Origin of the sequence: Streptomyces sp. NRRL WC-3742 (assembly GCF_000720635.1) — a bacterium.
Taxonomy (GTDB): domain Bacteria; phylum Actinomycetota; class Actinomycetes; order Streptomycetales; family Streptomycetaceae; genus Kitasatospora.
Genome location: NZ_JOCF01000119.1, coordinates 1 through 13,411, shown reverse-complemented (window position 1 = coordinate 13,411; position 13,411 = coordinate 1). Strand labels below are relative to the sequence as shown.

The 13,411-nt window shown below is 73.7% G+C and carries 12 protein-coding genes; 6 read left to right on the top strand and 6 right to left on the bottom strand.

Features of this window, described 5'->3' with window-relative positions:
• The 5 genes from IH61_RS0138600 to IH61_RS0138585 all read left to right on the top strand — a co-directional run.
• The coding region (locus tag IH61_RS0138600) for a polysaccharide deacetylase family protein (RefSeq protein ID WP_158845838.1) at window positions 1-664 on the top strand (664 nt) is incomplete at its 5' end.
• Window positions 665-830: 166 nt separating this feature from the next.
• Window positions 831-1,157: a hypothetical protein gene (locus IH61_RS0138595; protein WP_031078844.1), complete on the top strand. Its 327-nt coding sequence runs from the start codon at window positions 831-833 to the stop codon at window positions 1,155-1,157.
• A gap of 32 nt (window positions 1,158-1,189) precedes the next feature.
• Window positions 1,190-1,495 (top strand): helix-turn-helix domain-containing protein, encoded by a 306-nt coding sequence (locus IH61_RS49360; protein ID WP_078911722.1) that lies wholly within the window; start codon window positions 1,190-1,192, stop codon window positions 1,493-1,495.
• 34 nt (window positions 1,496-1,529) lie between these two features.
• Window positions 1,530-2,402, top strand: coding sequence for a sulfurtransferase (locus tag IH61_RS0138590; RefSeq protein ID WP_031078843.1), 873 nt, complete (start codon window positions 1,530-1,532; stop codon window positions 2,400-2,402).
• A gap of 157 nt (window positions 2,403-2,559) precedes the next feature.
• Complete coding sequence (locus IH61_RS0138585; protein ID WP_031078841.1) at window positions 2,560-4,101, top strand: M1 family metallopeptidase; 1,542 nt, start codon at window positions 2,560-2,562, stop codon at window positions 4,099-4,101.
• A gap of 69 nt (window positions 4,102-4,170) precedes the next feature.
• Here the strand turns inward: IH61_RS0138585 and IH61_RS0138580 are convergent, their stop codons facing one another.
• Window positions 4,171-5,577 (bottom strand): condensation domain-containing protein, encoded by a 1,407-nt coding sequence (locus IH61_RS0138580; RefSeq protein WP_051838725.1) that lies wholly within the window; start codon window positions 5,575-5,577, stop codon window positions 4,171-4,173.
• 270 nt (window positions 5,578-5,847) lie between these two features.
• Between IH61_RS0138580 and IH61_RS0138575 the strand changes: the two genes are divergently transcribed.
• Window positions 5,848-7,140 carry an MFS transporter gene (locus IH61_RS0138575; RefSeq protein WP_158845820.1) on the top strand — a complete coding sequence of 431 codons (1,293 nt, stop codon included), beginning with the start codon at window positions 5,848-5,850 and terminating at the stop codon, window positions 7,138-7,140.
• A gap of 84 nt (window positions 7,141-7,224) precedes the next feature.
• Here the strand turns inward: IH61_RS0138575 and IH61_RS0138570 are convergent, their stop codons facing one another.
• The 5 genes from IH61_RS0138570 to IH61_RS0138550 all read right to left on the bottom strand — a co-directional run bounded on the left by IH61_RS0138570 (window position 7,225) and on the right by IH61_RS0138550 (window position 13,320).
• Window positions 7,225-8,046 carry a hypothetical protein gene (locus IH61_RS0138570; RefSeq protein ID WP_031078831.1) on the bottom strand — a complete coding sequence of 274 codons (822 nt, stop codon included), beginning with the start codon at window positions 8,044-8,046 and terminating at the stop codon, window positions 7,225-7,227.
• A 111-nt stretch (window positions 8,047-8,157) separates the two neighbouring features.
• Window positions 8,158-10,089 carry a WD40 repeat domain-containing serine/threonine protein kinase gene (locus IH61_RS49840; RefSeq protein ID WP_051838724.1) on the bottom strand — a complete coding sequence of 644 codons (1,932 nt, stop codon included), beginning with the start codon at window positions 10,087-10,089 and terminating at the stop codon, window positions 8,158-8,160.
• A gap of 118 nt (window positions 10,090-10,207) precedes the next feature.
• Window positions 10,208-11,017, bottom strand: a complete 810-nt coding sequence (locus tag IH61_RS0138560) for a class I SAM-dependent methyltransferase (RefSeq protein ID WP_031078829.1) — start codon at window positions 11,015-11,017, stop codon at window positions 10,208-10,210.
• Window positions 11,018-11,124: 107 nt separating this feature from the next.
• Complete coding sequence (locus IH61_RS0138555) at window positions 11,125-11,526, bottom strand: hypothetical protein (protein WP_051838723.1); 402 nt, start codon at window positions 11,524-11,526, stop codon at window positions 11,125-11,127.
• 231 nt (window positions 11,527-11,757) lie between these two features.
• Window positions 11,758-13,320, bottom strand: a complete 1,563-nt coding sequence (locus IH61_RS0138550; RefSeq protein ID WP_031078827.1) for a CehA/McbA family metallohydrolase — start codon at window positions 13,318-13,320, stop codon at window positions 11,758-11,760.
• Window positions 13,321-13,411: the final 91 nt, after the last annotated feature.

The window sequence follows — 13,411 nt, the reverse complement described above, 5'->3', positions numbered from 1 at the left end:
GCCGTCCCCGTCCGTGCCCGCCCCCGGCGCGGCCACCGGGGAGCCCGTCCACCGGGTGCTCACCGAGCGGGAGAGCAAGCCCGTGTACGAGCTGGACGCGGCCCAGCGGGTGGTCGCCCTCACCATCGACGACGGACCCGACCCCCGGTACACGCCGACCGTGCTGGCGCTGCTCCAGCAGTACGGCATCCGGGCCACCTTCTTCCTGATCGGCGAGAACGCCACCGAGCACCCGGCCCTGGTGCGGGAGATCGCCGACCGGGGCCACCACATCGCCAACCACACCTGGACCCACCCGGACCTGCGCCACCTGTCGGAGGCCAAGGTGCGCGAGGAACTGGAGCGCACCTCGGACCTGCTGCACCGCACCACCGGCCGGCTGCCCACCTGGTTCCGGGCGCCCGGCGGCGACTGGTCCCCGGTCTCGCTCAAGGTGGCCGCCGACCTCGGCATGCGGAACATGGGCTGGTCGGTGGACCCCCGGGACTGGGCGCGGCCCGGCACCTCGGCGATCACCGACCGCATCCTGAAGGACGTGCGGCCGGGGGCGATCGTGCTCAACCACGACGGCGGCGGGGACCGCTCGCAGACGGTGGCGGCGCTGAAGACGTATCTGCCGACGCTGATCGACTCCGGGTACTTCTTCACCGCCCCGCCGAACTGAGGGCCCCGGTCCCGCCGCTGCCCGAGGCGGCCGGGTATCGGTCTTGATGTCTAAACCACTCGAACGAGTGGATTGGGAGAACCGTTTCTGCGGTTTTTGGGCCTCTAGGGTGATCTCGCACCAATTCATCGGGTACCTGCGCGTACCACCTGAAAGGCCCTCAAACATGCGTCTCCGCAACGCCGCGCTCGCCGTCGCCAGCGCCGCCGCCCTCGTCCTGTCCGCCCCGCTGTCGGCCAACGCGGCCACCGGCGACTTCCTCTACAAGGTCGGCCCCGGAGTCCCGGCCGGGATCGCGGATCCGGAGAGCGGGAAGTGCATCGACCTCTTCGGTGCCACCGAGGCGGCCCCGGCCTTCGCGCCGGACAACTTCACCACCTCCACGGCGACGGTGTTCCTGGACTTCGGCTGCAACGGCGACACCTACTACGTGATGAACCCCGGCAAGAGGCTCGGTGACCGGCTCAAGCTGCGCTCGGTCATCTTCTCCTGAGCCCGGCTGCCGCCTTCCCGGGAAGCGCGGGGATGATCACTGTGCAGCTCCGGTACAGGTTCCGCCTGTGCCTGAACAGCCGTCGGCGTTCCGCGCCGGCAGGAGTGTTCGGGTGTGCCCGGGTGGTCTTCGACGATGCTCTGCGAGCACGTGGGACGGCCCGTGCCGCCGGGCTGCCGTTCATCTCCTCTCATCTCTTCCGGTCTCATCTCTTCCGGCGAGCTGTTCAAGGCGCTGACGGCATCGAGGAAGGCGCCCGGACCGGGTGGCCCGGGCCGGACGTCCGGCGTACGTTCGAAATGTCCGGCCCGGTCGCCGGTGCTTCCCCGTGCCTGTGATCGGACGCCCTGGCAGCGCCGAAGGAGGCCGGGAATGACCGGCAAGGAGTACGCGCACCCCGAGTCGCTGGTGAGCACCGAGCGGCTCGCGCGCCACCTGGACGACGGGACGGTGCGGATCGTCGAGGTCGACGAGGACACCGCCGCCTACGACCGGGCCCACATCCCCGGCGCCGTCGGCTGGAACTGGACGACCGACCTGCACAGCAGCGTCGGCCGCGACTACGCGGACCGCGCGGCCGTCCAGCACCTGCTGCGGGCGGCCGGGGTGGAGGAGGACACCACCGTCGTCCTGTACGGGGGCAACAGCAACTGGTTCGCCGCGTACGCCTTCTGGCTGCTGCGGCTGCGCGGCTTCGGCCCGGTGCGGCTGCTGGACGGCGGGCGCAAGAAGTGGGAGCTGGAGGGGCGTGAGCTCACCGCCGAGGTGATGGACTACCAGCACACCTCCTACCGGCTGACCGGCCCCGAGCGCCCGCAGTTGCGCGCTCTGCGTGACGAAGTGCTGGCCAAGGCGGAGGTCTTCGCCAAGCCCGGGGCGGACGCGGTGCTGGTGGACGTCCGCTCCCCGGCCGAGTTCCGGGGCGAGCTGATCGCCCCGGCGCACCTGCCGCAGGAGCAGGCCCAGGTGCCCGGGCACATCCCCGGCGCCGTGAACGTGCCCTGGTCGCAGGCGGCCCGGGACGACGGCTCGTTCCGTTCGGCGGAGGAGCTGCGGGCGCTGTACGGCGGCAAGGGCGTGGAGCCGGAGCGCGAGGTGATCGCGTACTGCCGGATCGGCGAGCGCTCGGCGCACACCTGGTTCGCGCTGACGGAGCTGCTCGGCTACCCGCACGTCAAGAACTACGACGGCTCCTGGACGGAGTACGGCTCCCTGGTGCGGGCACCGGTCGCGCTGGGGGCGTGAGGGGCGCCTGAGCGAGGGGCGCGTGTAGCGCGGTCATTTCGGCCTGTTTCTTATCATGAACAGCTCATAATTTGAGAGTGGCTTGGGTCCCACCGGGACATGGATCGATCCAACATCGATCCAACCCCGACGTTCCGGTGATCCTGGAGGACCCACGTTGCGCAAGAGGCTGATCGTCTCCGCCGCCGCCAGTGCCCTGAGCCTGCTGCTCGCCGTCCCGGCCTCGGCCGCGGACTTCCAACCCGGCGCCGCCGGGATCGGCGACCCGTACTACCCGACCTACGGGAACGGCGGCTACCGCGTCTCCCACTACGACATCCGGCTCAAGTACCAGCCCGCCACCGACGAGCTCGAGGGCACCACCACCATTCTGGCCACGGCCACCCAGGACCTCTCCCGCTTCAACCTCGACTTCGCGCTGAACGTCTCCGAGGTCCGCGTCAACGGCCGCCCCGCCACCTTCGCCACCAGCGGCGAGCAGGAGCTCGAGATCACCCCGGCCCGGCCGCTGCCCAAGGGCGCCCAGGCCACCGTGGTGGTCCGCTACAAGGGCGTGCCGTCCACCGTCAAGAAGTACGGCTTCACCGCCTGGCTGCGCACCCCCGACGGCGGGGTCGCCGCCGGCGAGCCCGAGGGCGCCTGGTGGTGGTTCCCGAGCAACGACCACCCGGGCAACAAGGCCACCTACGACGTCTCGGTGCTCGTGCCGGACGGCAACCAGGTGATCAGCAACGGCGTGCTGACCGGCACCAGTTCCACGGCCGGCTGGACGCGCTACACCTGGCGCGAGAACAAGCCGCAGGCGACGTACCTGGCCACCCTCGCCGTCGGCAAGTTCGACATCGCCCAGGACACCACCCCCAGCGGCCTGCCCGTCTACACCGCGTACAGCAAGGACCTCGGCGAGAACGCCGACGCCGCCCGCGCCAGCGTCGAGCGCACCGGCGAAGTGGTGGACTTCCTCAGCGGCTACTTCGGCGACTACCCGTTCAGCTCGGTCGGCGGCTACGTGCCCAACGTGACGACCGGCTACGCGCTGGAGAGCCAGACCCGGGTCTTCTACAGCCCCAAGCAGTTCTCCCGGGGCGCCAACACCTCGGTGGTGGCGCACGAGCTGGCCCACCAGTGGTTCGGGGACAGCGTCTCGCTCTCGCGCTGGAGCGACATCTGGCTCAACGAGGGCTTCGCCCGCTACGCGCAGTACCTCTGGTCCGAGCACGAGAACGAGGGCACCGCCCAGCAGCTCGCCGACTACGTGTACGCCTCGCACCCGGCCGAGGACCCGTTCTGGACGGTCAAGCCGGGCGACCCGGGCCCGGACAACCAGTTCGCGGGCGCCGTCTACGACCGGGGCGCGGTGGCCATCCAGGCGCTGCGCAACGCCGTCGGGGACGAGGACTTCTTCGCGATCCTCAAGGGCTGGCCGACCGAGCACCGCTACGGCAACGCCACCATCCCGGAGTTCCAGGCGTACGCGGAGAAGGTGTCGGGCAAGAAGCTCGGCGACCTCTTCACCACCTGGCTGTTCACCCCGTCCAAGCCGGCCGTCGGTCCGGTGGCCCCCGGTGCTGCCGCCTCCCTGGCGGCGGCCTCGCCGTCCGCGCAGGGGACGGACGCGGCGCCGGTGGAGCCGAAGTCCTGGAAGAAGATCCAGGAGAGCACGGCGGAGCACGCCGCGGGGCACACTGCGGGGCACTGACGGGTACTGCTCGCGGGCAGAGGGGCGGCCCGGGCGATGGCCCGGGCCGCCCCTCGCTCGCTCCGGGGCTCAGGCAGTGGGCACCTGGCCGAGCGCGCGGGCCTCGCTCAGGACCGTCTCCTCGACCCCGTACAGGAAGCGCTCCATCTCCGGGCGGGGCAGCACGGCCGGATCGGCCGTCATGGCCAGGCTCAGCGCCTCGCCCGACTGCACCGCGTCCAGCGCGTACGTCAGCCCGGGGCGCGGCTCGAAGTCCACCGGCCAGGTGAGGGTGGTCGCGCCCGGCTCCCCGGGGGCGTCGGTGCCCGGGGGGACCACCTCGCGGACGTCGTTGAAGACGCAGGAGCGGTCGGCCAGCGGCACGCCCTCGGCGGTCAGCTCCGCGATCTGGGCGTCCAGTGCGGTCCTGTCGTAGTACGAGTTCAGGTAGCCGCCGAGCGCGGCGGCGTGGGTGCGGCGCACCAGTGCGCCGAACTCCCCGTCCGCGTCCGGGAGATGGAGCAGTACCTCGCCGGCGACCGCGCTGACCGAGTTGGCCAGCTCGGGCAGGAAGCGGTTGCTGACCACGACGTCGATCAGCGCGTCGTTCGAGCCGGACATCCGGGCCGTCATCGCGGCGACGGCCGCCAGCAGCACCGAGGAGGTGCTCGCCCGGTGGCCGGCGGCGACCTGCTCGACGGCGATCGCCAGGGCGGGGGAGCGCAGTACCGCGTTGGGGAACCGGGCGGCGGGGTCGGCGGCCTCGGGGTGGGCGGTCTTGGGGTCGGCGGGCCCGGGGTCGGGTGGCCCGGCGGGCCTCGGGAACTGGCGGGCGGGGCCGCTGCGCAGCTTGCGCAGGAACTCCCGGCGGCCGGCGGAGTCCCGTCGCGCTCCCCGGGGCGAGCGCTGGAACTCGGCCTCCTCCAGCGGCTGCCGGGCGGGGACGCGCAGTTCGGCCAGTTCGGCGGGGGTGCTGCCGAGGCAGAGCGCGGCGAGGTCGGCGACCAGGCGGTTCATCCCCGCGCCGTCCACGGCGGTGTGGGGCAGGGCCAGGGTGGCGTAGCGGACCAGTCCGTCCGCCTCGATGACGGCGACGTGCAGCGGCCACTCCATGGCGGTGTCGAAGGTGCGCGCGGAGAGCTCCCGGTGCAGGCGGGCGCCGGCCTCGGGCAGGCCGTCGGTGTCCGGGCAGGAGTGCACCTCCAGGGTCAACGTCCCTTCGGCGTCGACGGTTTGGAGCAGCTGCCCGTCCTTGCCGGGGAACAGCCGGGTGCGCAGGGAGTCGTGCAGGCGGAGGAGCTGGGCCAGCGCGTCGACGAGGACGGGCAGGGGGAGGCCGGGGTCGATCGGGGCGCCCCCGGCGACGTTGTAGCGCGGTCTGTCGGCCGGGGCGAGGGCGCGGATGGTGTCCCAGAAGGCGCGTTGGCCCCAGGTGGCCGGTCCGACGCCTGAGCGGCCGGATGTGAAGGGGATCTCCAGCAGTTGGCGGTTCGTCACCGGGTGGCTCTCCAATGGGGGTTGGGGTTGTCGGCGGTGGCGGATCGGTGCGTCGTGCTGGTGCGTGGGAGCGCGGATGCTGCTGGGCAGCAGTCTTGCGCACGGTGCCCGGGGCGTCGAGGGTGCGCCTTGGGGCGTCGGCCGTGGGGGAGTGTCACCAGGGGTCGACCCCGTCCGGCCTGCGGAAATGGGGGGTTTCGGAATCTCTCGCCCTCAAGTATCTTGACGTCGAGATTAAATCGGAAGGCAGAGGCACCAGGGGGAGCCGACATGCGGGACAACGGACTGATCGCACAGCTGCGCCGGCCACCGGGCGGACGCGACGCGCGCATCATGCTGCTGGCGCAGGGCATCGACCGTACCGGCACCGGCGTGTGGGCGGCCGCCTCGGTGCTCTACTTCACCTTCGTCTGCGGCCTCGACGAGCGGCAGCTCGGCCTCATGCTCGGCGTCGCGGCCGTCGCCGGGATCGCCGGATCGCCCCTCGCCGGGCGGGCCGCCGAACGCTTCCCCGTCCGGGGCCTGCTGATCGCCAGCCACCTGCTGCGCCTGGGCACCATGGGCCTGATGCTCATCGTCCACGACTTCCTCGCCCTGCTGCTGGTCGTCGCCGTGACCTGCCTGGCCGAACGCTCCGCCAAGACCCTCGAGATGCTCTTCGCCAGCCGCGTCGCGGGCGAGCAGCGCGGCACCTTCCAGGCCCTGTTCCGCAGCATCGCCAACGCCGGGTACGCCGTCGGGGCCGGGATCGCCGCCCTCGGCCTCGCCTTCGGGACCACCACCGCGTACCAGGTGCTGATCCTCGGCAACGCGCTCTCCTACGTCCTCGCCGCCGAACTGGTGCGCCGCACCCGGGAGCCCGCCGGGCGGGGGCTGCTCACGGCCCCCGCTCCTTCGGCGGAGGCCCCCGAGGCTGCTCACGCACCGCGCGGCCCCTGGCGGGACAAGGGCTACCTGCTCTTCGTCCTGATGGACATGCCGCTCAGCCTGGACGACTCGATCCTCAACGTCGGCCTGCCGGTCTGGCTCGTCCACCACACCTCGGCCCCCAGCGCCGTCGTCCCCGTCTTCCTGGTGCTCAACACCGTGCTCGTCGTCGCCCTCCAACTGCGCGTCTCCGCCTGGGCCCAGGGCGCCCGCGGCGCCACCAGGGCGGTGCGCTGGTACGGGCTCACGGTGCTCGCCGCCTGCGCGCTGATCGCCCTGTCCGCCGGAGGCGGGGCCTGGACGGCCTCCCTGGCCCTGCTGGCCGCCGCCATGCTGGTCACCTTCGCCGAACTGCTGCGCTCGGTGACCTCCTGGGAGCTGGCCGTCAGCCTCGCTCCCGCCGGGGCGGGCGCCTCCTACCTGGGCGTGGCCGGGATGGCCCAGTCGGTGCAGCGGGCGGCCGGACCGCTGCTGCTCACCGGCGCGGTGATGGCCGCCGGCCCCCTCGGCTGGCTCGCCCTCGGCGCCGCCACCACGGGCCTCGGCGCCCTCCAGCGCCGGGCCAGCCTGCGCCGCCTCGACGCCCTGGAGGCCCCGGCCCGCCCTGCGGGGGCCGCGCAGCCGGTGGCCTGCTGACGCGGGCCCCTGAGCGCGGGAGCCCGGGCGGGCTCCCGCGCGGGGCGTGCCAGGGCCTGTCCGGCAAGATCCGCCGGACAGGCCCTAGTTGCCGGCGGTCTTGGCGAGCAGCGTCGCCAGCTCCAGGAGGCGCGGCATGTGCTCCTGGTCGACGATGTTGTCCCCCGACAGGCTCAGCAGCCGGTCGCCGACCCGGACCGTGATCATCTCGTCGGTCGCGTAGGGCCCGGTCGGCACCCGCTTCAGGTCGATGGCCTCGTCGCCGAGCCCCGGCACCGCCTGCACGGTGACCGTCTCCGGCACCGGCTTGTTGTCCCAGTCCTTGCCGGTGTACGTCTTGCAGCGCGCCGCGTACGCCCGGACCTCCTCCAGGACCTTGGCGGCGTCGCCCTGGTGGTAGGCGGACAGCCGGACCTCCACGTCGTTCTTGCCGTTGGTGACCTTGTTCATCGCCGCCGAGGCTTGGAAGTCCCCGGTGAGCGTCGCCCCGGCCACCCGCATCTGGGTGCACGGCTCCTTCGGTAGGAGCGCTTCGTCGGTGTCGTTGATGTCGGTGCCGGTGTCCGACTCGCCGCCGTCCCCGTCGATCGTCCAGCCGGCGGGCAGCACGGCGGCGGTCGGGAGGAGGTCGCGCAGGTGCGCGCCGATGGCGACGGGCGGGCCGCTGGGCTTGCCGCCGGGCGTGCTGTCGGTGGAACCGAGGCCACCGAGCGGCGGCGTGGACGCCGGAGTGTCGTGCCCCAGACCGGAACCGCCCGCCGCGGCCGGGCTCGAGGAGGCGACGGCGTTCGCAGGCGCGCCCGCGGGCCCCGGGGAGGAGGAGCATCCGGCCAGCACGGCGGCGGCGACCAGGACGGCGGCGCCGGCCGCGAGCGGTTTCCCTGCGGTGGTTCGAACGATGGACAAGCGGGCCCCCAGGTGTCGGTCGATCGCGCACGGACACTTCGTCAACGTGCGGTCGCCATGGTGCCATGAGGCGCTACGGCCCCCGCCGCCGCCCCTTCCGGGACCGGCGGATCAGGCGTCGGCCGGGCCGGTCCTCCACAGCCGCACCACGCCGCCCCGGCAGGCGGCGGCCACGAGCGAGCCGTCCGGGCTGACGGCGAGGTCGAGGACGAGGGGCTGAGGGGCCTCCAGGCTGAGGTACCTGAGGTTGAAGTACTTGAGGTAGGGCGGCATCCGGTTCTCCGTCTCGGGAACCCCCAGGGTCGCGACGGCCCGGCCGGAGGCGACGTCCCACACGTGGACGCTCTCGCCGCCCCCGTACGCGGCGCCCGTCCCGCCGTCCGCGCTCAGGCCCAACCTCGGCGCGGCCGGGACGACGGCCGTGCCCACGCCGCCGGTCACCTGGCCGGTCGCGACGTCCCACAGGGTGACCCCGGCCGGTGACCAGCCCCCGGCCGGGATGCCGCCGGCGATCACCGTACGGCCGTCGGGGCTGAAGGCCACCGAGTGGGCCGCGGTCATCGCGTCCGTGCGCAGCACGCCGAGCACGGCGCGGCTGCCCACGTCGACGAGCGTGACCGAGCACGTGCCGCGCGAACGCGGCCCCGGCTTGCCGCCGCCGACCGCCAGCAGCCGCCCGTCCGGGCTGAACGCCGCGCACAGGCCCCGCAGTTTGACCGCGCCGACCAGCCCGCCGGTGGCGGACTCCCACAGGCGCAGGTCCTTGTCCCGGCCGACGCTCGCCAGCACCGTCCCGTCCGGGCTGTGGGCGACGGCGCCCGTGACGATGTCGGTCCTGAACCGGTGGCCGGCGCTCACCCGCCCGGTGGCGGTGTCCCACCGCACGGCGTCGACGTGCAGGGGCACGTAGTTCGTCACCGGCACCCCCTCCACCAGGGACAGGGCGCGGCCGTCGGCGCTGTACGCGAGGTGGCTGACCGTGGTGCGCGCCGCCGTCCGGGGCTCCCCCCAGCGCGCGACCTGCTCGCCGGAGGCGACGTCCCACAGGTGGACGGCCGGCGCCCGGGAGCCGCCGGCGGTGGCGAGCGTGCGGCCGTCCGGGCTGAACGCGAGGGCGGAGACGCGCTCGTGGGCCAGCAGCACCATGCCCGTGCTCAGCCAGCGCGAGGGGGCCTGCTCGAACACCGTCGCCGAGTACGGCGGCGGCGCGTCCTGGGGCCTCGGTGCCCGCGCGGCCGTCGACTCCGTCCGCACGCCCAGCATCTCCAGGGCCTGCGCCGCCGTCGGGCGGGCCGCCGGGTCCTTCTCCGTCAGCGCGGAGATCAGCGGGGCCAGCCGCCCGGCGCGCACCATCGGCGGCAGGGGCTCCACGGCCACGGCCAGGACGGTCCCGGTCCACGTCGGGCGGGCGAACGGCGAGTGCCCCTCCACCGCCTCGAACAGCGCCACGCCCAGGCTGAACAGGTCCCCGGCCGGGGTGTCCACGCCGTCCCGCCGCTCCGGCGCGAGATACGGCGCCGAACCGATGACCACACCCGTCTCCGTCAGGCCCGTCTCGGCGACGTCCTTGGCGATCCCGAAATCGGTCAGGAGCGTCCGCCCGTCGGCGTCGTTGATCATGATGTTCAGCGGCTTGACGTCCCGGTGCACGATCCCGGCCCCGTGCGCGAACCCCAGCGCCGACAGCAGCTGCGCCGCCAGCACCGCCGCCTCCTCGACCCCCATCGGCCCGCCCGCCAGCGCCTCCGCCAGCGTCCGGCCCCGCACGAACTGCATGACCGTCCACGGCATGCCGTGCTCCACGACCACGTCGTGCACCGTCACCACGTTCGGATGGTCCGCCAGCGCGGCCGCCTTCCGCCCCTCCCCGGCCGCCCGGCTCAGGAACTCCTCCCGGTGCGCGGGCGCGACCGACTCCAGCGACACCTCCTTGATCGCCACCGTCCGCCCCAGCAGCGTGTCCCGCGCCTCCCAGATCCTCCCCATCCCGCCCTTCGCGACCTCGCGCTCCAGGACGTACCGCCCGCCGCCGATGTGCTGCACGAAGATCCCACCCCTGCAAGAGCCTTGACGTGTGACGACACCACCCTACTGTCGCCCCGGCCCCCGCCCGCCCGACGTCCTGACCGCAGGGCGTCGGGCGGGCCCGAGGTCTCAGCGCTCAGCGGGTGGCGGTGAGGAGGTGGTAGTCGAGGAGGCCGTCGCGCCAGGCGGGGAGGAAGTTGCGGGTCCAGTGGCCGGTGGGGACGGTGTCGGTGAGGTAGCGGTCGAGGCCGGGCCAGACGTCGGGGCCGATGGGGTCGACGGAGACGGAGGCGAAGCCGGAGGTGGCGAGGTCGGTGGTGAAGTCGTCGAGGGTGTGGGGGACGTCGAGGCCGTCGGCGAAGCTGGCGAGGAGGATCTTCAGGCGTTCGGCGATCTCCGGGCCGGGGGCGGCGAAGAAGGTGGTGACCACCAGGCGGCCGCCGGGGCGCAGCACGCGGGCGGACTCGCGGGCGAAGCTCGTCAGTTCGCGGAAGTGCTGGGCGGCCTCGACGGAGAAGAGGCCGTCCAGGGAGGCGTCGGGGAAGGGCAGTTCGTCGGCGGAGCCGAGGGTGTAGGCGAGGCGGTCCGGATAGGTGGCCAGGGCGAGGGCGTTGACGGCGCGGGCGCGTTCGATCTGGTCGGGGTGGATGTCCACGCCCGTCACCGAGGCGAACCGGAACTCCCGTAGCGCCAGGGCCGCCCCGAGCCCCCGCCCGCAGCCGACCTCCGCGAGGCGCAGCTGCTCGCCGGGTTCGGGGAAGGCGCGCAGCACCCGGCGGTAGAGCTGCTCCTGGCTGCGCACCCGGTCCTCGGCGGTGGGCGCGGTGAGGTCGATGCCCTGCCAGTCGCCGAAGTTGATGAATCCCCCGGCGAACGACGGTGCGGTCGACAGGTCGTCCGTGCCGTAGGTGCGCCGCACCGTGGGCGGGATGTGGTTGTGGTCCATGGCCGCTGGGTCTCCGTGATCGGTTCGCGCCCGACCCTCGGGCGCGCGGGGTACGTACCCAGACGTGTACCGATCCGAACACGGAACGTGACGGCAGGGGTGCGGAGTTACCAGCCGAGGAGGTGGGTGCGGTGGGGGAGGGAGGTGAGGATGGAGTCGGCGGTGGCCTCGGGGGTGGGCTCGGCGGTGGCCCCGGGGTCGTCGGAGGAGGGGGAGAGGACGACGTAGTGGAGGGCGGCGCCGGTGGTGCGGCTCTCGCGGCGGAAGGTGTCGAGGGTGGGCGGGGCGGCCGGGGACTCGAGGACGACCTGGTAGCCGCCGGTGGCGTAGGCGAAGGCCGCCTGGGCGGCGGCCGCGAGGGCGGTGGTGGTGCGGCGCTGCGCGTCGAGAGGGGTGGGGGTGTCGCGGATGACGCGCAGGAAGTCGTCCGTCCGGAGGTGGACGCTCGGGTGCAGGCGGGCCGCGAGGAGTTCGGCGACCTTGCTGTGGCCGGCGCCGGCCGGGTCCACGAGGACCAGGACGCCCCCCGCGCCCCGACCGCCCCCTAGTTCCGGCCCACCTACGGTCGTACGGTTCACAGCTGCTGATCCCTTCGCGGGCCGGGGGAGGGGAGGGGAGCCGGTGCGGGGTGACGGCCGGGCCGTCCGGATACGGACAGCCGACCGCCTCGTCCCTACGACTGATGCGTTCGGGGATCAACTTAGTCCACTCGGGTGGTCCGAGTCGTCCCCCACCCGGGCTCAGCGGCCCCCGGCGCTCAGCACGATCGGGTTGGTCAGGGCGGCCATCGGGCCCCAGGGGAGATCGGGCCCCATGGAGTTGCCCCTGCCCGGTGTGCCGTCCGCCTTCGGGTGGCGCACCTCGGCGCGGACGTAGGCGGCGAGGGAGGCGGTGGTGCGCCACACGACCGTGCCGGAGCCGTCCGCGGCCAGGGGTTCCTGGTGCATCTGGCCCTCGTCGGTGATCAGGCGGACGGTGCCGCCGGGCACCCCGGACACGGTGAGGCGCACGTCCACCGGCGCGTCGGCGGGGACGGTCAGCTCCTCGCCGATGCCCGCACTGCGGCCGTGGCCGGTGGCGGTGAGGTCGAGGTGCACGGCGGAGGACTCGGCGAGCCAGCTGCGCCCGGCGCGCAGCCCGTCGAGGACCGCGTCGCGGGTGAGGTCCTCGGCGAGGACGACGTTGTGCGGGGAGCCGATCACCTGCGGGACGCTGTGGGCGTCGCTGTTGCCCATCGCGGGCGTCCAGGAGCGGCCGTGGCGCAGGGCGACGGCGAGCTGGGAGTCCCAGGTGTCGACGGCCGACTCGTCGTCGTACGTCCAGGGGCCGTTCCACACCTCGACGGCGTCGGCCTGCTCGTAGCCGAACTTCCACTGGCAGGCGACGTACGGGCAGTACGGGTGCGCGGGCACCACCAGGCCGCCGGAGCGGTGGACCTGGCGGACGAAGCGCGGGAACTCCTCGTCGCGGGAGCGGTAGCGCCAGTCGACGAACTCGCCGGCCTCCAGGCCGAGGGCGAGCCAGTGGCCGTTGCGGGTGGTGATCTCCTCGCCGGGCAGGATCAGCAGGTCGGGGCCGGCCAGCGGGCCCCAGGCGGCGTGCGAGGAGCTGGTGTTGTGGTCGGTGGAGACGATGAAGTCCAGGCCCGCCGCGCGGGCGCCGGCCGCGACCTCCTCGGGGAGGCGGCGGCCGTCGGAGTGCACGGTGTGCAGGTGGCAGTCGCCCCGGTACCAGGCCCGGCCGCGGCCCCGGGCACGCTCGGCCGGGTAGTGCGGGACGAACTCCGGCCCCGGCTCGCCGAATGTGAGGGTGACCTCGACGTGGTAGTCCAGGCCCTGCGGGGCCACCTGGTAGGGGCCGAGCACGAGGTGCCAGGTGCCGGGGTTGATCGGGCCGGGCAGGTAGCCGGGGGTGGCGGCGTCGCGGGCGAGGCTGAACTCGGTGCGGAAGCCGCCGGACCAGCCGCGGAAGCCCTCGCCGCCGAGGTCGGTGCCGCGCTCGTCGAAGATGCCGATGTCGCAGGAGTTGCCGGGGGTGCCGGCCGGGACCGGGGGCTTGTCGTAGCCGTAGGTGACGGCGATCTCCCGTACGCCCTCGGGGACTTCGACGGGGAGGTAGACGAAGTCGGGGCAGCCGGTGGGGAGATGGCCGGTGAGGGGGAGGGTGGTGGTGCGGCCGCTCGCGGACGGGGAGGCGGCGGCGGGGGTGGGGGCGGCCAGGGAGAGGGCGGTGGCGCCGGTGGCTGCGGCGGCGAGGGTGGTGCGTAGGACGGTGCGGCGGGTGGGGTCGGCCTCTGCGGGCATCGGGGTCTCCGTGGGCTGGCGGCGGGCGGGTCGTCCGTGCGCCTACCCCGGCGGATGAACCGGCGGTGAGGCGGGGGCCACGGGGGTGGGG

Coding starts and splice junctions, on each gene's coding strand:
- IH61_RS0138595 (WP_031078844.1), top strand. CDS start 831: ATGCGTCTCCGCAACGCCGCGCTCGCCGTCGCCAGCGCCGCCGCCCTC.
- IH61_RS49360 (WP_078911722.1), top strand. CDS start 1,190: ATGATCACTGTGCAGCTCCGGTACAGGTTCCGCCTGTGCCTGAACAGC.
- IH61_RS0138590 (WP_031078843.1), top strand. CDS start 1,530: ATGACCGGCAAGGAGTACGCGCACCCCGAGTCGCTGGTGAGCACCGAG.
- IH61_RS0138575 (WP_158845820.1), top strand. CDS start 5,848: ATGCGGGACAACGGACTGATCGCACAGCTGCGCCGGCCACCGGGCGGA.
- IH61_RS0138560 (WP_031078829.1), bottom strand. CDS start 11,017: ATGGACCACAACCACATCCCGCCCACGGTGCGGCGCACCTACGGCACG.
- IH61_RS0138550 (WP_031078827.1), bottom strand. CDS start 13,320: ATGCCCGCAGAGGCCGACCCCACCCGCCGCACCGTCCTACGCACCACC.